The 20402-nt window shown below is 41.3% G+C and carries 21 protein-coding genes and 2 other annotated features; of the genes, 17 read left to right on the top strand and 4 right to left on the bottom strand.

The genetic code is table 11. From position 1 onward, the window contains the following. Window positions 1-6: 6 nt before the first annotated feature. From ACFVS1_RS14180 to ACFVS1_RS14165, 4 genes are all read left to right on the top strand, one after another. A complete protein-coding gene (locus ACFVS1_RS14180) occupies window positions 7-1365 on the top strand; it encodes a dihydrolipoamide acetyltransferase family protein (RefSeq protein ID WP_101224535.1) in 1359 nt (452 codons plus the stop codon). 3 nt (window positions 1366-1368) lie between these two features. Continuing rightward, on the top strand, window positions 1369-2781 hold the full coding sequence (gene lpdA, locus ACFVS1_RS14175; RefSeq protein ID WP_352921644.1) for a dihydrolipoyl dehydrogenase: 1413 nt from the start codon (window positions 1369-1371) through the stop codon (window positions 2779-2781). A gap of 274 nt (window positions 2782-3055) precedes the next feature. Next, a complete protein-coding gene (locus ACFVS1_RS14170; protein WP_352922628.1) occupies window positions 3056-3313 on the top strand; it encodes a hypothetical protein in 258 nt (85 codons plus the stop codon). A gap of 44 nt (window positions 3314-3357) precedes the next feature. Next, window positions 3358-4185, top strand: a complete 828-nt coding sequence (locus tag ACFVS1_RS14165; protein ID WP_387548213.1) for a polysaccharide deacetylase family protein — start codon at window positions 3358-3360, stop codon at window positions 4183-4185. Between the two features lie 26 nt (window positions 4186-4211). On the opposite strand, the gene ACFVS1_RS14160 is transcribed toward ACFVS1_RS14165, so the two are convergent. Then, entirely contained in the window at window positions 4212-4646 is a 435-nt protein-coding gene (locus tag ACFVS1_RS14160; protein ID WP_387548210.1) for a DUF1885 family protein, read from the bottom strand. A gap of 369 nt (window positions 4647-5015) precedes the next feature. Here ACFVS1_RS14160 and ACFVS1_RS14155 point away from each other — a divergent pair, with 369 nt between their 5' ends. Then, entirely contained in the window at window positions 5016-5141 is a 126-nt protein-coding gene (locus ACFVS1_RS14155; protein ID WP_072272684.1) for a GapA-binding peptide SR1P, read from the top strand. Between the two features lie 143 nt (window positions 5142-5284). Here the strand turns inward: ACFVS1_RS14155 and ACFVS1_RS14150 are convergent, their stop codons facing one another. Beyond that, complete coding sequence (locus ACFVS1_RS14150) at window positions 5285-6742, bottom strand: aminotransferase class I/II-fold pyridoxal phosphate-dependent enzyme (protein ID WP_352921638.1); 1458 nt, start codon at window positions 6740-6742, stop codon at window positions 5285-5287. Between the two features lie 370 nt (window positions 6743-7112). On the opposite strand from ACFVS1_RS14150, the gene ACFVS1_RS14145 reads away from it, so the two are divergent. The 9 genes from ACFVS1_RS14145 (at window position 7113) to trpA (ending at window position 15611) form a co-directional block, all read left to right on the top strand. Next, the gene (locus tag ACFVS1_RS14145; protein ID WP_387549356.1) at window positions 7113-8108 is read left to right on the top strand and encodes an NAD(P)H-dependent flavin oxidoreductase; all 996 of its coding nucleotides are present in this window, start codon (window positions 7113-7115) and stop codon (window positions 8106-8108) included. 56 nt (window positions 8109-8164) lie between these two features. Further along, complete coding sequence (locus tag ACFVS1_RS14140; protein WP_063231981.1) at window positions 8165-8440, top strand: UPF0223 family protein; 276 nt, start codon at window positions 8165-8167, stop codon at window positions 8438-8440. A gap of 69 nt (window positions 8441-8509) precedes the next feature. Further along, window positions 8510-8740: a binding site (T-box leader), on the top strand. A gap of 35 nt (window positions 8741-8775) precedes the next feature. Further along, window positions 8776-9012 (top strand) — a binding site (T-box leader). Between the two features lie 169 nt (window positions 9013-9181). Continuing rightward, complete coding sequence (gene trpE / locus ACFVS1_RS14135; protein ID WP_352921636.1) at window positions 9182-10576, top strand: anthranilate synthase component I; 1395 nt, start codon at window positions 9182-9184, stop codon at window positions 10574-10576. Then, entirely contained in the window at window positions 10573-11178 is a 606-nt protein-coding gene (locus ACFVS1_RS14130; protein ID WP_352921634.1) for an anthranilate synthase component II, read from the top strand. The genes trpE and ACFVS1_RS14130 overlap by 4 nt, the downstream gene beginning before the upstream one ends. Before the next feature lie 27 nt (window positions 11179-11205). Next, window positions 11206-12228: an anthranilate phosphoribosyltransferase gene (gene trpD / locus ACFVS1_RS14125; RefSeq protein WP_387548205.1), complete on the top strand. Its 1023-nt coding sequence runs from the start codon at window positions 11206-11208 to the stop codon at window positions 12226-12228. Further along, window positions 12228-13004 carry an indole-3-glycerol phosphate synthase TrpC gene (gene trpC, locus ACFVS1_RS14120; RefSeq protein WP_387548202.1) on the top strand — a complete coding sequence of 259 codons (777 nt, stop codon included), beginning with the start codon at window positions 12228-12230 and terminating at the stop codon, window positions 13002-13004. The genes trpD and trpC overlap by 1 nt, the downstream gene beginning before the upstream one ends. Window positions 13005-13014: 10 nt before the next feature. Continuing rightward, the gene (locus ACFVS1_RS14115; protein WP_352921630.1) at window positions 13015-13629 is read left to right on the top strand and encodes a phosphoribosylanthranilate isomerase; all 615 of its coding nucleotides are present in this window, start codon (window positions 13015-13017) and stop codon (window positions 13627-13629) included. A 4-nt stretch (window positions 13630-13633) separates the two neighbouring features. Continuing rightward, complete coding sequence (gene trpB / locus ACFVS1_RS14110) at window positions 13634-14839, top strand: tryptophan synthase subunit beta (protein WP_387548199.1); 1206 nt, start codon at window positions 13634-13636, stop codon at window positions 14837-14839. After that, window positions 14832-15611 carry a tryptophan synthase subunit alpha gene (trpA, locus tag ACFVS1_RS14105; protein WP_387548196.1) on the top strand — a complete coding sequence of 260 codons (780 nt, stop codon included), beginning with the start codon at window positions 14832-14834 and terminating at the stop codon, window positions 15609-15611. The genes trpB and trpA overlap by 8 nt, the downstream gene beginning before the upstream one ends. A 303-nt stretch (window positions 15612-15914) precedes the next feature. Here trpA and ACFVS1_RS14100 read toward each other — a convergent pair whose 3' ends face one another. Continuing rightward, the gene (locus ACFVS1_RS14100; RefSeq protein WP_352921624.1) at window positions 15915-16535 is read right to left on the bottom strand and encodes a YktB family protein; all 621 of its coding nucleotides are present in this window, start codon (window positions 16533-16535) and stop codon (window positions 15915-15917) included. Between the two features lie 194 nt (window positions 16536-16729). On the opposite strand from ACFVS1_RS14100, the gene ACFVS1_RS14095 reads away from it, so the two are divergent. Both ACFVS1_RS14095 and ACFVS1_RS14090 read left to right on the top strand, forming a co-directional pair. Beyond that, on the top strand, window positions 16730-16927 hold the full coding sequence (locus ACFVS1_RS14095; protein WP_352921623.1) for a hypothetical protein: 198 nt from the start codon (window positions 16730-16732) through the stop codon (window positions 16925-16927). Between the two features lie 406 nt (window positions 16928-17333). Next, window positions 17334-18137, top strand: coding sequence for an inositol monophosphatase family protein (locus ACFVS1_RS14090; protein ID WP_352921621.1), 804 nt, complete (start codon window positions 17334-17336; stop codon window positions 18135-18137). Between the two features lie 92 nt (window positions 18138-18229). Here ACFVS1_RS14090 and ACFVS1_RS14085 read toward each other — a convergent pair whose 3' ends face one another. Continuing rightward, on the bottom strand, window positions 18230-18412 hold the full coding sequence (locus ACFVS1_RS14085; RefSeq protein WP_352921619.1) for a YlaF family protein: 183 nt from the start codon (window positions 18410-18412) through the stop codon (window positions 18230-18232). 124 nt (window positions 18413-18536) lie between these two features. On the opposite strand from ACFVS1_RS14085, the gene typA reads away from it, so the two are divergent. Then, on the top strand, window positions 18537-20384 hold the full coding sequence (gene typA, locus ACFVS1_RS14080; protein ID WP_352921617.1) for a translational GTPase TypA: 1848 nt from the start codon (window positions 18537-18539) through the stop codon (window positions 20382-20384). Window positions 20385-20402 lie beyond the last annotated feature (18 nt).

The following is a 20402-nucleotide window of genomic DNA, read 5'->3' as shown; positions in this document are numbered from 1 at the left end:
AACTCAGTGGCATTCCAATTTAGACTCCCTGATATCGGAGAAGGTATACACGAAGGTGAAATAGTGAAATGGTTTGTAAAACCAGGAGATAAGATTCAAGAGGATGACGTGCTTTGCGAGGTTCAAAACGATAAGGCCGTTGTTGAAATCCCATCACCGGTGGAAGGTACCGTTGAAGAAATCCTTGTTCAAGAAGGAACGGTTGCCGTTGTTGGTGATGTGCTTGTAACTTTCGATGCTCCAGGTTATGAAAATCTTCAGTTTAAAGGGGATCATGGAGAAGAAGCGAAGGCAGAAGGCGAGAAGAATACGGAGGCCCAGGTTCAAGCAACTGCTGAAGCTGGACAGGAAGTCAAGAAAGAGGCTGCTCCGGTTCAAGAAAATAGCGGAGTAACGGGCGCGGGAGCACAACCACAGGTTGAGGCAGATCCTTCACGCCGTATTATCGCCATGCCTTCTGTCAGGAAATATGCACGCGAACAAGGGGTAAACATTCGTGAGATCTCTGGTTCTGGGGATAACGGCCGCATCATGAAAGAAGACATAGATGCTTTCAAAAACGGCAAAACAGCTCCACAGCAACCAGCAGCTCAAAGTGAAGCTTCACAACAAAATGATACGGAAACAACCGAAAAACAAAAAGTTTCGATTCCTGAAGGGCAATATCCTGAAACTCGCGAGAAAATGAGCGGTATGAGAAAAGCGATCGCAAAAGCAATGGTTAAATCCAAGCAGACAGCTCCGCATGTTACATTAATGGATGAAGTCGATGTGACGCTATTGGTTGCTCACCGTAAGAAATTCAAGGAAATTGCTGCAGAAAAAGGAATCAAGCTTACATTCCTACCTTATGTTGTTAAAGCGTTAACAAGTGCATTACGTGAATTCCCTATGCTTAACACATCATTTGATGATGAAGCTAGTGAGATTATCCATAAACACTATTACAATATCGGAATTGCGGCAGACACAGACAAAGGACTGCTCGTTCCAGTTGTAAAAGATGCAGATCGTAAATCAACTTTTGCTATTTCACAAGAAATTAACGAATTAGCGACGAAAGCCCGTGATGGCAAATTGGCTCCTAACGAAATGAAAGGTGCTTCTTGCTCCATTACGAATATCGGTTCCGCAGGCGGTCAATGGTTCACACCTGTAATCAATCATCCAGAAGTTGCCATTCTAGGGATTGGACGCATTGCCGAAAAAGCAATTGTACGCGACGGGGAAATTATCGCCGCTCCAGTTCTGGCATTATCACTGAGCTTTGATCACCGCATGATTGATGGAGCAACAGCTCAACATGCATTGAATCATATCAAAAAGTTATTGAACGACCCAGAATTATTGTTAATGGAGGCGTAAACAATGGTAGTAGGAGATTTTCCAATCGAAACAGATACTTTAGTAATCGGTTCAGGCCCAGGGGGATATGTTGCCGCGATTCGTGCAGCACAGCTTGGACAGAAAGTAACGGTCGTTGAAAAAGGAACAATCGGCGGAGTTTGTTTGAATGTAGGCTGTATTCCATCGAAAGCATTAATTTCGGCTGGACACCGTTTCCATGAAGCTCAGCATTCAGAAGATATGGGTATCTTTGCAGAAAAGGTTACTGTTGATTTTTCTAAAGTACAAGCTTGGAAAGGTTCTGTTGTGAAAAAATTAACAGGCGGTGTAAGCAGCCTGTTAAAAGGTAATAATGTTGATGTTGTAACTGGCGAAGCTTATTTCGTTGATGAAAACAGCATCCGTGTTATGAATGAAGACTCAGCCCAAACATATACATTTAAAAACGCAATCATCGCCACTGGTTCATCGCCAATCGAGATTCCGTCATTTAAATATACGAAACGTGTACTTAATTCAACTGGCGCTCTTGCTTTGGAAGAAGTTCCAAGTTCGATCGTGGTAATCGGCGGAGGTTACATTGGAACGGAGCTTGGCGGAGCATTCGCAAGCTTTGGCACTAAAGTGACCATCCTTGAAGGTACGGAAGAAATCCTTTCTGCCGGCTTTGAAAAACAAATGGCAGCACTTGTTAAACGTAACCTTAAAAACAAAGGTGCTGAAATTGTTACTAAAGCCAATGCTAAAGGCGTGGAAGAAACTGAAACAGGCGTAACCGTTACTTATGAAGTAAAAGGCGAAGAGAAAAAAGTTGAAGCCGATTACGTTTTAGTAACAGTTGGACGTCGTCCAAATACCGCTGAAATCGGCCTGGAACAAGTCGGAATCAAAATGACTGACCGTGGTTTGATCGAAACGGATAAACAATGCCGGACAAGCGTGAAAAACATTTACGCAATCGGTGATATCGTTTCTGGACCTCAGTTGGCTCATAAAGCTTCTTATGAAGGTAAAATTGCAGCTGAAGCCATTGCAGGACATTCATCTGAAATCGACTATCTTGCTATTCCGGCTGTTGTATTCTCTGAACCGGAACTTGCTTCTGTCGGTTACAATGAAAAAGAAGCGAAGGATGCTGGAATCGAAGCGCTTGCTTCTAAATTCCCATTCGCTGCAAATGGACGTGCTCTTTCCTTAAATAATACGGACGGATTTGTGAAGCTTATCACTCGCAAAGAAGACGGATTGGTTATTGGAGCACAAATTGCAGGACCAAACGCATCTGATATGATTGCAGAACTTGGTTTGGCTATCGAAGCAGGAATGACTGCCGAAGATATTGCAATGACAATCCATGCACATCCAACTTTAGGGGAAATCACAATGGAAGCTGCTGAAGTTGCCCTTGGAACTCCTATCCACATCATTAAATAATTGAGTTTTATTAAAGCGTACTGCTCATGCAGTACGCTTTTTTGTATGGACTTGATAGGCAAAAATGAAGGATGGCTGCCCATTCATGATTTTCTTCACACTAGTTAAATGAAAAGGACAAAAAGGGCATAAGCTATAAAAAGGACTTCTTACTTTTTTCCTTAGAGGGGTTTGAAAAAGATAATAGAGGATAAAAAATAAGATGAGCGATGTGCTATACGAATATTTTTTGCCAATAAAAAGATCATGGCTAATATATTCATATAAAAATGAGGTGGATCACTTGAAAAACTATCTGGTAATCCTCTTTCAACTAATGGTTTGGAGCGGGTATACATTAGTTGAATGGCTGTCTGTTAACGATCGATTCGTTTTCAAAGTATTCATGTTTCTCGTCTTTTCTTATTTAGCCATCTACATTGGAAAGATGATTTTAAAATCCAATAGACGAACCATGCTTGTTACCGTGATAAGTCTATTATGTTACGGGATTTTGCAAATCCTTTTGGAAACGTTGGTACCCGTTTATTGAATTTTTAACTAAGCCGCAATGACACAATCAACCACGGAGGAATCATGATTAACAAAGCAGTAGCATTATTTACATTTGTATCATTTTTATTGATGGCTTGTAATGATCCGACTTCCGGTCAAACTGAAAATGAGAATCAAAAAAGTGTTGAAACGACAACAACGATACAGGATGAAAGCCATCAAGAGAAAAATTTGAAAAAAGAAACGTCTAAAACAATTGGCGAAAGGAATGTAAAGGCAGAATATCGGGTGGATAAAGAGAATGGGTCATTTAAACCCATTGGGGATGCAAATCCGAAAGTTGTGTTGTTAACATTTGATGATGCACCTGATAAATATTCCCTGGAAATCGCCCAAACCTTGAAGAGACTTGAAGTACCTGCAATATTTTTCGTGAACGGTCACTTTCTTGAAAATGATAAAAATAAAGCGATGCTAAAAGAAATTCATGAAATGGGTTTTTCCATCGGCAATCATACTTATTCCCATGTGAATTTAAAAGAGTTGACCGAAAAGGAACAGGAGCGGGAAATCGTAAAATTGAACAATTTGGTTGAGGGCATTACAGGGGTACGCCCTAAGTACTTCAGGGCGCCATTTGGATTGAATACCGAGCATTCAAAAAAAGTCGCTGAGAAAGAAAAAATGTTGGTCATGAACTGGACATACGGATATGACTGGGAAAAAGAGTATCAGGATAAAAAAGCTTTAACGGAAATCATGTTGAACAGCCCTTATTTAGGAAATGGTGCGAACTTACTGATGCATGACCGGAAATGGACGAGTGAAGCGATAGAGGATATCGTGAAAGGTTTTCAAAAGAAAGGTTATGAGATCCTTGATCCAAAATTAATTGAAACGCCTGTATGAGCCAATTTCGGCATCTGCAGGTTTTTTTATTTCCTTGGATAATAATACATCACCCGTTTATTGAAGAGGTGAAGCTGTGCCCGTAATTTCTTTGCAAGGAACTTGCACAATTCATTTGCTTTTCCCTTATCACCGAAAGTGGCTGTTTCAGGGAGGGTGAATTGGATATAGGATTGAATCCGCTCAGATCCATCTTCATCCGTAACGACCTCTTGGTCGACGCCTATCAATATCATGTGATATCGATCTTCTTTGGATTGGAGAAATATGGCCTTATCTTTCATTCTTTCCGGTTCCTTCATTTCATAAGGAAATGCCTTCTTATCATAATCCCAATCCAGCTGCTTTCCAGTTTTCGCTGTGATCATTCGATAATAGTTCAGTAATTCTTTCACGTCTTCGATGGTTACAGTCCCTTTCGCGGACTCAGGAACAAGTTTGATATAGGCATTTTCAGTCATGTGGATCCCCCTTAATAGAAAGTAAGAATATATTAACATTTTATGGATGTATTATATACATATCTATATGTAAATGAAAAGTCGAAATTCCTTTTTCACCTAGCTATGCTGAAGCAAGTTGTGTGATGAAATGTAAAAGCAGCCTATAGGGAGCCCTTCGTTAATAAAAAAATCCCGTGTATTAATAAAAAGAATATGTCTAACGAACGATTGAAATCAATTTAATCCAATATGAGATATCATTAAATGGGAAAAAATATATATGTTATACTTTTTAGCTTGAAATAATAAATGTGTTATATTATAATTCATGTAAAGCGGTTACATTGCGCCATTGATGCATACAATATAGAGGAAGGGGTTGTAAAAATGGGAACTATCGTATGTCAAACTTGCAATAGCACGATTGAACATTTTGAAGATGAAAAAGTAAGTGTACTATATACACACAATCACAACTGCCAAAGCTGTGATACAGCTGCCTCTGAAAAATAAATCAAAAAAGGATTTCAAGATTAATAGAATGTAAGGGTGTTTCAGGATTGTAACCTGGAGCACCCTTTTTATAGAAGCCAGTGCTTAATAATAAAAGGTTCAAAAAACCAGAGCAGTAGTTTGCTCTGGTTTGATGGAATCGATCAATTCTTAATAATGCGTAAATATTTTATTTCTGGGTCCTCAGGGCCTTGTACAGGTAGGCCGGCCTCGATGTTTTTCCGGATGTAATTGATATTATCTTCAGTAATCAATTCACCTGGAATGAAGATCGGGATACCAGGCGGGTAAACCATGATGAATTCAGCGCTGATCTTGCCGACCGATTCCTCAATGGGAACCACTTCGGTTTCTGCATAAAATGCCTCCCTGGGTGATAAAGCCAGTGGTGGTGTATCAGGAAGCAGGACTTCGATTTTTTCATGTTCAGCAGCCATTTCCTTAAACTCATCCGATAAGTCTCTAAGGGCAGCGATCAGCAGATCCGCTTCTGTTATGGAGTCTCCAGGTGTTATCAGGCAAAGTATATTGTACAAGTCAGAAAGTTCCACTTCGATATTATGCTTTTCACGAAGCCATTTCTCAACGTCGTATCCGGTAATATTCAATTCCTTAATGGATATGATCAATTTAGTTGGATCATAACTATATGCTGCCTTGCTCTCGAGAATTTCGCTGCCGACACAGTATAGATAAGGAATCTCATTAACGGCCTCACGGATATATCCTGCAAGATTGATCGCTTCATCGACCATTTCCCTGCCTACCGTCGCAAGTTGTCTTCTAGCCGTATCCAGGGAAGCCAGAAGGATATAGGAGGTTGAGGTGGTTGTAAGCATGCTCAATATGGCTTGAACACGATTTGCGGAAACCAATCCAGTCTTAACATTTAATATGGAACTTCCGGTTAGTGAACCGCCCAGTTTATGAACACTCGTTGCAGCCATATCTGCTCCAGCTTGCATGGCTGACATCGGCAAGTCTTCGTGGAAGTGAATATGGACACCATGTGCTTCATCTACGAGTACTGGGATTTGGTAGGAATGAGCCACTTCCACAATTTTCTGCAAATCAGCCGAAATGCCAAAATAAGTTGGATTGATGACAAGCAATCCTTTTGCATCGCTATGTTCGCTTAAAGTTTTTTCAACGGCCTCGACGGTGATGCCGTGTGAGATGCCCAAATCTTTGTCTATTTCAGGATTGATGAAAATGGGAACAGCTCCAGAAAATACAATGGCAGACATGACGGATTTATGTACATTCCTTGGAACGATGATTTTGTCCCCAGGCCCGCATACTGTCATGACCATCGTCATGATTGCTCCACTTGTTCCTTGAACGGAAAAGAATGTGTGATCTGCCCCAAAAGCTTCAGCGGCAAGATCTTGAGCTTGTTTAATGATCCCTTTTGGCTGGTGGAGATCATCGAGTGGAGCGATATTGATTAAATCTATGGATAATGCATTTTCTCCAATGAAATTACGGAAATCAGCGTCCATTCCTTTTCCCTTTTTATGACCTGGAATATGAAATTGAACGGGATTTCTTTTTGCGTGCTGCAATAAGGCAGTGTATAAGGGTGTTTCATTCTGTGACAATTCTTTGTGGCCCCTTTTCAATAAAATAGGTACGAAATATTTGGGAGCTTATACTCCCTTTCTATTACGATCGTATGTTTCTCCGATTCCATTCAAATGGTTTGTAAGCTTGTGGATAGACATAAAACATATGAATTATAGCACGTCTTATAATAAATGCCTAGAGTGACTTTCATGTACGGACTTAAACAATTATATATGTCTTTGTTGTTAAGGGGCTCAATAAAATTATCTGCAGTTTATAAATGTCCATTTTCCTAGTATTTACTGGATTTACCCAAGAATTCTTATTTTATTAATATTGTATGTGTGTTTGAAAATTGAACAGGTAAACAATATTTGCCATAATGAAGTTAATGATCAGCTAAATATACAAACGACCAAAATGAAAAGGGAGATGAGGAGTTTGAAGTGGAAAACGCGTGTGACCGATTTATTAGGCATTCAATACCCAATTGTACAAGGGGGATTGGCCCATTTAGCATATGCAGACCTGGCTGCGGCAGTTTCGAATGCAGGGGGGCTAGGGCAGGTAACGGCCATGACCTTGGACAGCCCAGAGCAACTGGTAGATGAAATTAGAAAAACGAAATCATTGACGGATAAACCGTTTGGTGTGAACTTTGCAATCGGTCAGCATGGAAGGCCTTATGAACACATGCTTGAAGCAGCCTTGAAAGAGGATATTGCAGCTGTTTCCGTAACGGGCGGCAACCCTGGCCCATTTCTTGATTATGTCAAAGGCACCCAGGTGAAAAAACTCGTGCTTGTTGCTGCAAGAAGGCAGGCAATGAAGGCTGAACAGCTTGGGGCAGATGCAGTGATGGTGGTTGGTCAGGAGGGAGGGGGACATTTAGGCCGTGATGATATTGGAACTTCTGTGTTAATTCCTCAAGTAGTGGACTCCGTTAAAATTCCAGTCATTGCCTCGGGCGGATTTGGCGATGGACGCGGTTTGATGGCAGCAATGGCACTTGGTGCTGAAGGAATCGAGATGGGGACAAGATTCATAGCAGTCAAGGAGTGTGTTCATGCACATGAATTATATAAAAATGCCTTGGTTTCCGGCACGGAAAATGATACCGTTATCATCAAGCGGTCCATTGGTGCACCAGCCAGGGTAATTGCTAACAGCTGGACAGAAAAGATCCTGGATATAGAAAAAGAAAACGGCGGATTTGAACAATTGAAGGATTACATAAGTGGAAAAGCGAACCAGCGTTATATTCATGACGGTATTGAAGCTGAAGGCTTTGCTTGGGCTGGACAAGTGATGGGGCTGATTCATGATGTACCATCGACTGCTGAGCTATTCAGTCGGATTATCGACCAGGCGGAAGCAATTCGTTCAAAATGGGCAGACTGATATAAATGGTTTGCCGGACAACATGAAAAACTATCTAGAAGGAGCGTGTTTAGAATATGGATTATCAATATCCAATGGATCTTGATTGGTCTACCGACGAAATCGTAGATGTGATTAAATTCTTTGAAGCGGTAGAAAAGGCTTATGAAAATAAAATACAAAAGGAAGAATTCATGAAGGCTTATCGAAGATTCAAGGAAATAGTCCCCGGTAAGGCGGATGAAAAAAAGTATACGGATGAGTTCGAGTCAGTCAGCACCTATTCAGCCTATCTTGTTATAAAGAAGGCAAAAGGAATTGATGACGGAGAATGGATAAAAATGAAAAAATAAAAATATAATTTTTAGAAAACTCCATTGACTTACTGAAAAAATTGTTTTAACATAATAAACAAGAAAAAGATAAAGGCAGTGACGAAGAAGAGTACCTTAATGATGTTCTGCAGAGAGCCAGTGGTTGCTGAAAACTGGTGAACGAATTTAAGCGAATGGACTTCCGAGCCCCAAACCGAAACGGATGAACGGAGTAGGCTTTGGCGATTATCTCATCGTTAACGGAGATAGGCATGTTAATGCCGTAAAGTGAGCTAATTTAGCTAATTAAGGTGGTACCACGGGTTCCTCGTCCTTTGGATGAGGGCCCTTTTTGCGTTTTTACGGAAATGATAATTAAATCTATGAATGAGAGTAGTAATCTTTTTAGATGCGTCACAGAGAGCCGGAAAAGGTGGAAACCGGTACGATATAAGAAGATGAATGGACTTATGAGTGGTTTCTTGAAATAAGTAGGGAAACTCGGCTGCCACCGTTAAAGGGTAATCGCAAGAATTTTTCATTCTTGCTTGAGAGGGAAAAATGATGCGTTTTTCCAACTTGAGGTGGCACCGCGGTATACCGTCCTCTGCAGACACATATTTGTGTTTGCAGGGGATTTTTTTATTGGAATTTCAATATATATACCTTTTAGAGAAGCCTCAAAAAACATCAAGAGGAATTGAAAACTCAGGCACTTGGCCAAAAGGGTTTTCCCTTTGGAGGTTTATAAAAAACGAATAAGAATTGGAGTGAAATAAGATGAATAATTTGGATGAAAAAAAAATACTCCGTTTTAAAATGGACACGATTGAAGGGGATATCCACACTCCCATTGCCATATTTCAGAAATTGGATGGTGACCAGAAGTTTTTATTGGAAAGTTCAAATTCGCATCATGATAACGGCCGCTACTCTTATCTAGGTTCAAAACCGTACCTGGAGGTGACATCACTTGCTGGCCGAGTTCGTGTGAAAGACACTGAAAAAGGTGACCAAATCGAAAAGAACATCAATATCATCGAGTTTCTAAAAAACGAATTATTAGTGGAAATAGGAGAGGCTCCCATACATCTTCCTCCTTTTAACGGTGGCGCAATTGGATATATGGGCTATGATATCATTCGTCTATATGAAAATATAGGTCCGGTTCCTCCTGATTCTCTGCAAATGCCTGATGCTCATTTTCTTTTTTATAAAGAATTGTATATATTCGATCATGTTCTGCAGAAGATCCATCTTTTGACTGCGGAAGAAGATAGCGAAAAAAGTTTATTGGAGATGAAGGGGAAAATCAATCAGGCAAGCAAGCCGTCAAAGGAAATATCGTCGGAATATTTGGAATTCAATTCAAATTTCAGTCAGGATGAATTCGAGAAAATGGTCCTTGAAGTCAAAGCGGCGATTGTCGCCGGTGAAGTGTTCCAAGTCGTTTTATCACAAAGGTTTAAAGCGGACTTCGATGGGGAGCCTTTCGATGCTTACCGACGTTTGCGATTAGCCAACCCGTCTCCTTATATGTTTTATATAGAATTTGGCGATTATACAATCATTGGGTCGTCTCCAGAAAGTTTAATCAGTGTTTCATCAGGAATGGTTCATGTTAATCCCATCGCCGGCACACGGCCGAGAGGGAAAACAGATGAAGAAGATATGGGCTTCGAAAAAAGCTTGCTGATGGATGAAAAGGAACTTGCCGAGCATAAGATGCTTGTTGATTTAGGTAGAAATGATCTTGGCAGGGTTTGCGAAATCGGTTCAATCCACCTCACTGAGGAAATGGAAATTCAAAGATATCAGCATGTCATGCATATTGCTTCCAAGGTTAGCGGAAAGCTTAGGGAAGAGTACACGAGTTTAGATGCCCTTACGGTCTGCCTCCCCGCCGGAACCGTTTCAGGTGCTCCTAAAATCAGGGCAATGGAGCTGATCAATGAACTGGAAAATTGTAAACGGGGGATGTATTCGGGCTCGATAGGCTACATAGGTTTTGGAGGGGATCTTGATATGGCTTTAGCCATTCGGACGATGATCATTAAAGATGGCAAGGCCTATGTACAGGCAGGGGCTGGAATTGTCTATGATTCAGATCCAAAAACGGAATATGAAGAAACACAAAATAAAGCACGCGCTTTAATGGAGGTTCACACTAAATGATTTTATTAATTGATAACTATGACTCGTTCACTTACAACCTTTATCAATATTTAGGGGAAGTGGAAAAAGAAATCGTAGTAAAAAGAAATGACGAAATCACCCTTGCGGAAATTGAGGATCTGAATCCAATGGCAATCGTCATTTCCCCGGGACCCGGCAGGCCGGAAGATGCAGGTATTAGTATGGAGATCATCCGCAATTTTTATGAGAAAGTTCCGCTTTTAGGCATTTGTCTGGGGCATCAGGCCATTGGTGCAGTTTTTGGTGCAAATGTGGTTGGAGCGAAACAAATCATGCATGGAAAAACATCGGTAATCGAACATGATGGAACAGGTGTATTTGCCAAACAGGACTTACAATTCCCGGTGATGCGTTACCATTCCCTTGTAGTTGAAAGGGCAAGTTTGCCAGAAGAACTTACTGTAACCGCAGTAGCACTGGATGACGGGGAAATCATGGCACTAAAACATCAGGAATTCCCGCTCTACGGTTTACAGTTCCACCCTGAATCAATAGGGACGAAAATCGGCAAGGAATTATTACATCAATTTTATGAGATTGCCGAAACCTTTCAATCAGAGAAGCAACAATCCATTTTATAAAACAAAAAACGTCTGGGGGAGTTAGAGGTGAAGGAATATTTAGCGAAGTTAGCAGAGCGTCAAACATTGACGGAAGAAGAGATGAGCAGAGCAGCCCAATCGTTATTTTCTAAAGATATCACCGAAAGCGAAATAGCAGCATTCATCATTGCCCTAAAATCCAAAGGGGAAACGGCAGGTGAAATAGCGAGCCTTGTCAGGGTCATGAGAAAAGAAGCAAGAAATGTACAAACAAGCTCCCTTAATGTAATGGATAATTGCGGAACGGGGGGAGATGGGTCACAAAGCTTCAATATAAGTACAGCATCGGCGTTCGTCCTGGCTGGTGCCGGTGTCAAGGTTGCCAAACATGGAAACCGTAGCATTTCAAGCAAAACGGGCAGTGCGGATGTATTGGAAGAGCTAGGTGTTAATTTGTACTTGGAGCCTGAAATGTTAAAAGAACTGTTGGAGGTAAATGGGATTGCATTCTTATTTGCCCCATCGGTCCACCCTAATATTGCACGGATAATGAAAGTGAGAAAAGAACTGAAAATCCCGACGATATTTAATCTCATCGGACCTTTGACAAATCCAGTCCAACTAGATACGCAATTAATGGGAATCAATCGACGCGATATGCTCGAGATTTTTGCGGAAGTCCTGCATAAATTAGGCAGGAAACGCGCGGTCGTCATAAATGGTGCCGGATTCATGGATGAAGCGAGTCTACAGGGGGAAAATTCACTCGTGCTATTGGAGCAGGGAGATATTATCCCATTTACGCTCCATCCTGAAGAAGTGGATCTGCCGGTTTACGGAAATGATGCCATCCGCGGCGGTGATGCCAAACAAAATGCCGATATCATGCTTAGGCTTCTCAAGGGGGAAAAAGGGGCCTATCGTGATACCGTTTTATTGAATGCTGGATTGGGATTATACGCACATGGAACGGCAGCAACAATCAAAAAAGGAATCTCCATGGCCAAGGAAAGCCTTGATAGCGGATCGGCTCTTGCAAAGTTAGAAAATCTGATTGCTTATGGCAATAGAAATAAGGTGGTCATGTAATGGAAAATATTTTAACGAAAATCATCGAACAGAAAAAGGTGGAAGTCGCCAAATTAAAAGAAAGGGGCTTAGGTGATTCGGTCATGGTCAACATAGTCAGACCATCTTTGGTGGATAATTTGAAAACGGCGAAATCGATGGCTGTTATCGCGGAAATAAAACGGGCTTCACCTTCAAAAGGGGACATAAAAATCAATGTTAATCCGATCGAGCAGGCACTTTCATATGAAAGCGGCGGAGCGGCAGCGATATCCGTATTGACGGATGAGGCTTTCTTTAAAGGATCAATTGCAGATTTGAGAAACGTAAGCGAGGCTATACGGATTCCCAGGCTGTGCAAAGATTTCATCATCGATGAAATCCAAATCGATCGCGCCCATCAAGCTGGTGCAACTATCATTCTATTGATTGTGGCAGCACTTTCTAAAGAACGACTTCATGAATTATATCAATATGCAAAAAAGAAAGGGCTTGAAGTATTGACGGAAGTCCATGATGAAGCTGAACTAAAACTGGCTCTCGAGCTGAATGCAGAGCTCATAGGGATTAACAATCGGAATTTAAAGACCTTCAAAGTGGATTTGGCTGTAACGGAACGACTGGCGAAGTTACTTGATCCGGCACGTCATATCATTATCAGTGAAAGTGGCATCAAGACAAAAGAGGACGTGATGCGTGTGAAGGAAGCTGGTGCAAAAGCGATTTTAGTCGGGGAGACGCTGATGACTGCATCAAATCTTCCGCACACGATGGCCGAACTGCAAATGAGTATATGAGGAGATTAATATGTTAGTGAAAATCTGTGGGATAAAGACATTGGCTGCCGCTCAGACTGCTGTTGAATCAGGGGCAGACTTCATTGGTTTCATCTTTGCCGAGAGCAGCAGAAAGGTTGAGCCAGAGATAGTGGGAGAATTCGGAGCCAATCTAGCTGGACATGTTAAAAAAGTCGGAGTTTTTGCCAATCAAACTGAACAAGAAGTGATAAAAAGTGCGGAAATTGCAGGATTGGATTATATTCAGCTTCATGGTAACGAGTCTGCCGGCTTCGCCCGCAGAATGCCCTTACCGGTGATCAAGGCCTTTGCGGTCAATTCAGAACAAGACCTTGAAAACCTTCATGAATACCCAGCAGATTTTCTATTGGTTGACCTTCCTAAGAGTTCATCTGGAAAGGGATTGACTTTGGATTGGGATATGATCCGAAAAGCGGATCTGCCACTGGGAAAGGTGATTCTAGCGGGTGGGCTGACTCCCGAAAATGTCGGAAAAGCGATTGATGCCGTTTCACCGTTCGCAGTTGACGTAGCCAGTGGTGTTGAAACAAACGGATTAAAAGACGGAGCAAAAATAAAAGCATTTATTAATGAGGCAAAGTATACAGCCGGAAAAGAGGAATGAATAGATGAAAACTTATACACAGCCTGATAAAACTGGACATTTTGGAGCATATGGAGGCCGTTTCGTTCCAGAAACTTTAATGGCGGCGATTACGGAGCTTGAAGAAGTATATGAACAATCTAAAAATGATCCTGAATTCCAAAGTCAGCTAAGCTATTACCTGAAACAATATATCGGTCGGGAAACACCACTTTATTTTGCGGAGAACTTAACGAGACTGGCTGGTGGTGCAAATATTTACCTGAAGCGCGAAGACTTGAATCATACCGGGGCCCACAAAATAAATAATACGATTGGTCAGGCTTTGCTGACTCAGAAAATGGGCAAGAAAAAGGTGATTGCCGAAACGGGTGCAGGACAGCATGGTGTAGCAACGGCGACTGTTTGTGCATTGCTGAAGTTGGAATGCATCATCTTTATGGGAGAAGAAGATATCAGGAGACAGAAATTAAATGTATTCAGGATGGAGCTCTTGGGAGCCAAGGTCATATCTGTATCACAAGGAAGCGGGACACTGAAGGATGCAGTGAATGAGGCGTTACGATATTGGGTGGCGAATGTGGATGACACCCATTATATAATGGGATCGGTTCTTGGACCGCATCCATTCCCCGTTATTGTTCGTGATTTTCAAAGTGTAATAGGGAATGAAACAAAGCGACAATATTCGGAGGCGGCTCATTCCCTACCGGATGCAGTAGTCGCTTGCATAGGCGGAGGAAGTAATGCGATGGGAATGTTTTATCCCTTCATTGAAGATGAAACGGTAAAATTATACGGAGTGGAAGCGGCAGGGCATGGACTTGAAACGCCATTGCATGCTTCAAGTTTGACGAAGGGGAAACCTGGGGTGCTCCACGGGGCATTCATGTACGTATTGCAGAACGAGGACGGTCAGATCCAAGAGGCACATTCAATTTCAGCAGGTCTGGATTATCCAGGGGTAGGGCCTGAACATAGTTACTTAAAAGATACAAATCGGGTGGAATATACTTCCGTAACCGATGCGGAAGCCTTAGAAGCTCTAACGTTGCTTTCAAGGGAGGAAGGGATCATCCCTGCTTTAGAAAGTTCACATGCGATTTCCTACGGTTTAAAGCTTGCTAAAGAAATGGAGAAAGGAACAGGACTGGTAATTTGCCTGTCCGGCCGTGGTGATAAGGATGTTGAAACGGTCCAATCGTTGATAGGGGGTAGTGAACATGAATAAATTAACAAACGCGCTTCAAGAATGTAAAACAAAACAGGAAAAAGCATTCATCCCATATATTATGGCAGGCGATGGAGGTCTTGAGCGGTTAAAGAGCCAGCTTCTTTTCCTTGAAAACAGCGGGGCGACTGCCGTTGAACTAGGTATCCCATTCTCTGACCCTGTCGCAGATGGACCGGTTATCCAACAAGCTGGCATCCGTTCTTTGGAAAATGGAACCACTTTAAAAGATGTCCTGAAAAAAGTAATGGAAATCAAAAATGATGTGACCATCCCAATTATTTTAATGGGATATACGAATTCAATCCTGGCGTATGGACTTAAAGAGTTTACGAATGACTGTCTCAATGCAGGGATTTCGGGGTGCATCATCCCCGATTTACCGATTGAAGAAGAAGCCATCTTTTCATCAATCAAAACTGCAGGAATCGTTCTTATCCGACTTGTGACACTCACATCATCGAAAGAGCGTATCACTGAGATTACCGCAGGGGCTGAGGGCTTTATTTACGCAGTTACAGTCAAAGGCATTACAGGTGCCCGTGACACCTTTGGAGAAGAACTTGGAGGCTATTTAAAGAAGGTAAAAGAGATAAGTCCGGTTCCCGTTCTTGCTGGATTCGGCATATCGACGCCAGATCATGTCCGTGATGCCATACAATACTGCGATGGTGTCATAGTCGGCAGCAAGATCATCGATTGCTTCGAGACAGGTAAGGAAGATCAAATTAGTGACTTGATACAAGCAAGTAAAGGGGTAGTGCAAAAATAGGACTGGAGAGACTCCCAGGCACCCCTCAGTTTGTAGGCAAAAGAGTTCTATCCTAAAACAAAGTGGATTGGGGCGGGTCTTCTGAGTCTCCTCTTATAAAAGCGTGTCCAAGGCAGACCCTGCAGGCGAAAGACCGCCCGCGGAAAGCGAGTATCTGGAGGCAACGGTCAAATTTTAAAAGCGTAAAAAAACTGTAGACAAACTCTATAATGATCGAGTTTGTCTACAGTCTAAGGAGAGCCTTATGGCTCTCCTTTTATCTTAACCAGTTTCTTGTTGGATCCGAATACAAATCAAATGTGTTTAATTTAATTGATATAAGGGTAAAAGATGTTCAAACGCATCTTGAATGGTTTGAATGAAATCATCATCTTTTAACTTAATGGCGTCATCACGGGAAATTTTTATTCCGCATAGAATTTCGGCTTTCTTTACCGTTTGCAAACGAGTGAACATTGAATTCAAATCATCTACTCCAAGACCTTCATGAGGGATGACATCAGGTTTTGTATGGTCCATTGACCAAACATAATGGGAGGGAATGCTATTCACCAATCGGTCTGCCTGCTGCTCCAGATGCTTTCCGATTTCCGGTTTATTAGGGGATTCATAAATGACGGCATACCAGATGAACATATGCGTTTCCCATAACCCGATTTGGAAATGCGGCATCATTTTATAACCTCTGCTGTTGGCAGCGAAAGCAACCCATGTATCATTAGGAGGATTCACTGTCCGTCTAGCATGCTTTGCGACGTGAGGGTACATTTCATCGCCGGTCATAACTGACAGTTTTTGAGAAAAGTGATCTCCCAGGGCTAGTAATTTGGGCTGGATCCGTTCTTTTAAAGCATCCATGCGGGGTTCCAATCCATCAATTTTAAAAACATCAAAATCACTTGCTGTAAAACTTGCTATATTCATTTTCATCTCTCCTACCGTAATATCTGCACATATTGTAGCATAAGTAAAAGTAAAATTTAAAAAATACGATTTGAGTTGGCGATGTAAATTTACTTATAAGTTAAAGCACAAATTAGTTGCTATTTGTTGTAGGAAATCATATGATAATATAAATTCAGAAAATTACGTTAATTGGTGAAGGGAGAATGTTAATTATGAAACAAGTCATGAACCAAGCATTAAAAGCTAAAGAAGTTGAAAGACATAGAGCTGCAGTGTTGAGAATGGAAATGGACTATGAATTAGCAACCCTTTTTGAAGCAATTGGTGAAGAGAATGACCAAAAGAGGTCAAAATGCAAGCAAAGGCTAGAACGCATCCGCTTGGAATTGTTAAAACTGAAAGCCTTGTAATGTTTGGCTGCAGAGATCTTGAAGGAGAATGAATAAAGGAAATGAATCAATTTCAATACAAGGAATTTTATTATAGATGAACGGACACATTATTTTATTAAAAATAATGTGTCCGTTTTTCATTAAATGTCCAATATATATAAGGTGATATTTTATTTTGGTTCGGTACCATTTAATAAGGAAGGGAAACGTTAAGTCAAAGTGGTCTGAAAAGCATTTGTGCGGACTAACTCATATTGCGAAACCGATTAATGGATGGATGGTCAAGGAACCTTCTTTCCTCATATGTTTAAAAAAATGGAAAATTTAAGATGTTAAAAACTTGAAGGCAAGCTATATTTGCTTTAATCTTTAGAAGTGGATCATTTTAATGTAGTTTCTGATCATAAAGGACGGGGATATTATAATGGCATCGGTCAAGGAAATGGATACATATGCGAAGTTATGGATGAAAGAAGCGGGTACTAGGCTAAGGGCGTCCTTTAAAACCAAGTTGAATATTGAAATGAAAACGAATCCGAATGATTTGGTCACTAATATGGATAAGGGGATAGAAAAGTTTTTTTGCGAAAAAATCGGCGAAGTCTTTCCTGAACACCGCATTTTTGGCGAAGAGGGAATGGGTCATGATATTAAAGACTTAAAAGGTACGGTGTGGATAATCGATCCTATTGATGGAACGCTGAATTTCATTCATCAACAGAGGAATTTTGCAATTTCTCTTGGGGTTTTTGTGGATGGCATTGGAAAGATCGGCATGGTTTATGATGTCTTCAGTGATGAATTATATCATGCGGTCAAGGGGCAGGGAGCATTTTTGAATGATCAAAGGCTTCCATCGCTTGAAGAGGCATCAGTGAGCAAAGCGATCATTTCCATTAATGCTAGCTGGGTAACGGAAAACCGGAGGATTGACCCGAGTCTTCTGGCACCGCTGGTTCGGGATGCAAGAGGGACACGTTCTTATGGCTCGGCAGCATTGGAGCTGGCATTCGTGGCAGCTGGAAGGATTGATGCATACATAACCATGAGACTCATGCCTTGGGATTTTGCCGGGGGAGTTTTACTGGTTGAGGAAGTGGGCGGGGAAGTAAGTAATATTAAAGGTGACAAATTGAATTATTTGGAAGAAGACTCGCTTTTCGTATCTAAACCCGGGCTTCACAAAGAAGTATTCGATAAATACTTATCAGGAAACTCCAGCCGTTAGCATCAGGAGCTTTTTGCAAGCAGGATAAATATTTTGCATGGGTGGAAATAATTAACAAAAAAAACTCGCTGTCAGTCAGCGAGTTTTTTATATTATAACTTCCCGGCTTCGCGTAATTTCTTCTTCTGAGTAAAACCGAAACCCATGACACCGCAAAGAATAACGATTGCAGCCAATATTCCAATCCAGCTTTTTTCAGCAATGAAGATGCCAATGGAGCCAATGCTGGATGTTGCCAATACCGCTAATATTAAGAAATTCCATTTAATGTTCATTAATATCACCCCTAATATATCTATTGTACATAATTTCTGTATTTGTTTCTAGTATGTTTGTGATATAATATGTAAGTTAATACTAGTGATACGTTATACACAAACTTTTTTAGGAGTGAATTTTTTGAAATTAAGAGAAAATATTCGTAATATAGCCATCATTGCCCACGTTGACCATGGTAAAACAACGTTAGTGGATCAGTTGCTTAAGCAATCTGGTACTTTCCGTGAAAATGAACATGTGGAAGAACGTGCGATGGATTCTAATGCGATTGAAAAAGAACGCGGAATTACGATTCTTGCGAAAAATACAGCAGTTCAATACCAAGATACAAGGATCAATATTTTGGATACACCTGGTCATGCCGACTTTGGTGGTGAAGTGGAACGAATCATGAAAATGGTTGATGGCGTTCTTCTTGTTGTTGATGCATATGAAGGCTGTATGCCGCAAACTCGCTTCGTGTTGAAAAAAGCATTGGAACAAAAGATCACGCCAATCGTTGTCGTGAACAAAATCGATAAAGATTCTGCACGTCCAAATGAAGTGGTCGATGAAGTAATTGACTTATTCATCGAACTAGGAGCTGAAGAAGAACAATTAGACTTCCCAGTTGTCTTCACTTCAGGTATTGCTGGTACTGCAAGCTTGGATTCAGATCCTTCTAAACAAGAAGAAGATATGACCCCACTTTTCGAAACAATCGTTGAAACGATCCCTGCACCAATTGATAACTCAGATGAACCGCTTCAATTCCAAGTGGCTTTACTTGACTATAACGATTATGTAGGACGTATTGGCGTTGGCCGTGTATTCCGCGGTAAAATGCATGTAGGTCAACAGGTTTCATTAATGAAACTTGATGGGAAGGTTAAACAATTCCGTGTAACGAAAATCTTTGGTTATATCGGCTTGAAGAAAGTTGAAATCCAAGAAGCCGTTGCCGGTGATTTAATTGCCGTTTCTGGTATGGAGGATATTAACGTAGGGGAAACAGTTTGTCCGACTGAACATCCTGAAGCTCTACCTATCCTGCGTATTGACGAGCCAACATTACAGATGACTTTCCTTGTAAATAACAGCCCATTCGCAGGCCGTGAAGGTAAATTCGTAACAGCTCGTAAAATCGAAGAGCGTTTGAGAAACCAATTGCAGACTGATGTCAGCTTAAGAGTCGAAAATACTGATTCTCCGGATGTCTGGATAGTTTCAGGTCGTGGGGAGCTTCACCTTTCCATCCTGATCGAAAACATGAGACGTGAAGGTTATGAACTGCAAGTTTCTAAACCTGAAGTTATCGTTCGTTTGATTGATGGTGTTCGTTGTGAGCCGGTTGAACGTGTACAAATCGACGTACCTGAGGAGCATACTGGTTCGATCATGGAATCAATGGGAGCCCGTAAAGGTGAATTATTGGATATGATCAACAGCGGAAGCGGTCAAGTTCGTTTACTGTTCACGATTCCAGCTCGCGGACTTATTGGCTATTCAACGGAGTTCTTAACGATTACACGCGGATATGGTATCATGAACCATTCATTTGACAGCTACCAACCAATGGCACAAGGTCAAGTCGGCGGAAGACGCCAAGGTGTACTTGTATCCATGGAATCAGGAAAAACTACACAATATGGTATTATGCAAGTAGAAGACCGCGGTGTTATTTTTGTTGAGCCAGGTACGGATATTTACGAAGGCATGATTGTCGGGGAACATAACCGTGATAGCGATTTGACTGTTAATATCGTTAAAGCGAAACAAATGACAAATATGCGTTCAGCAAATAAAGACCAAACTTCTTCCATGAAAAAACCAAGAATCATGTCCCTTGAAGAAGCCCTTGAATATTTGAACGATGACGAGTACTGTGAAGTAACTCCGGAGTCAATCCGTCTTCGTAAAAAAATTCTAGATAAAAACGAGCGTGAAAGAGCAGCTAAAAGAAAAAAAGTTGCTGTTGAAGAAAAATAAATAGCAAGAGGAGGAGAA

It is taken from the genome of Peribacillus sp. NPDC058075 (genome assembly GCF_042885195.1).
In the GTDB taxonomy this organism is placed as follows: Bacteria; Bacillota; Bacilli; order Bacillales; family DSM-1321; genus Peribacillus.
This window is presented reverse-complemented; position numbering and strand designations above follow the sequence as displayed.

Excerpts from the sequence above, each read along its gene's own strand:
- lpdA (WP_352921644.1), top strand. The coding sequence starts at position 1,369 with ATGGTAGTAGGAGATTTTCCAATCGAAACAGATACTTTAGTAATCGGT.
- ACFVS1_RS14165 (WP_387548213.1), top strand. The coding sequence starts at position 3,358 with ATGATTAACAAAGCAGTAGCATTATTTACATTTGTATCATTTTTATTG.
- ACFVS1_RS14160 (WP_387548210.1), bottom strand. The coding sequence starts at position 4,646 with ATGACTGAAAATGCCTATATCAAACTTGTTCCTGAGTCCGCGAAAGGG.
- ACFVS1_RS14155 (WP_072272684.1), top strand. The coding sequence starts at position 5,016 with ATGGGAACTATCGTATGTCAAACTTGCAATAGCACGATTGAACATTTT.
- ACFVS1_RS14140 (WP_063231981.1), top strand. The coding sequence starts at position 8,165 with ATGGATTATCAATATCCAATGGATCTTGATTGGTCTACCGACGAAATC.
- trpE (WP_352921636.1), top strand. The coding sequence starts at position 9,182 with ATGAATAATTTGGATGAAAAAAAAATACTCCGTTTTAAAATGGACACG.
- ACFVS1_RS14130 (WP_352921634.1), top strand. The coding sequence starts at position 10,573 with ATGATTTTATTAATTGATAACTATGACTCGTTCACTTACAACCTTTAT.
- trpC (WP_387548202.1), top strand. The coding sequence starts at position 12,228 with ATGGAAAATATTTTAACGAAAATCATCGAACAGAAAAAGGTGGAAGTC.
- ACFVS1_RS14115 (WP_352921630.1), top strand. The coding sequence starts at position 13,015 with ATGTTAGTGAAAATCTGTGGGATAAAGACATTGGCTGCCGCTCAGACT.
- trpB (WP_387548199.1), top strand. The coding sequence starts at position 13,634 with ATGAAAACTTATACACAGCCTGATAAAACTGGACATTTTGGAGCATAT.
- trpA (WP_387548196.1), top strand. The coding sequence starts at position 14,832 with ATGAATAAATTAACAAACGCGCTTCAAGAATGTAAAACAAAACAGGAA.
- ACFVS1_RS14100 (WP_352921624.1), bottom strand. The coding sequence starts at position 16,535 with ATGAATATAGCAAGTTTTACAGCAAGTGATTTTGATGTTTTTAAAATT.
- ACFVS1_RS14095 (WP_352921623.1), top strand. The coding sequence starts at position 16,730 with ATGAAACAAGTCATGAACCAAGCATTAAAAGCTAAAGAAGTTGAAAGA.
- ACFVS1_RS14090 (WP_352921621.1), top strand. The coding sequence starts at position 17,334 with ATGGCATCGGTCAAGGAAATGGATACATATGCGAAGTTATGGATGAAA.
- ACFVS1_RS14085 (WP_352921619.1), bottom strand. The coding sequence starts at position 18,412 with ATGAACATTAAATGGAATTTCTTAATATTAGCGGTATTGGCAACATCC.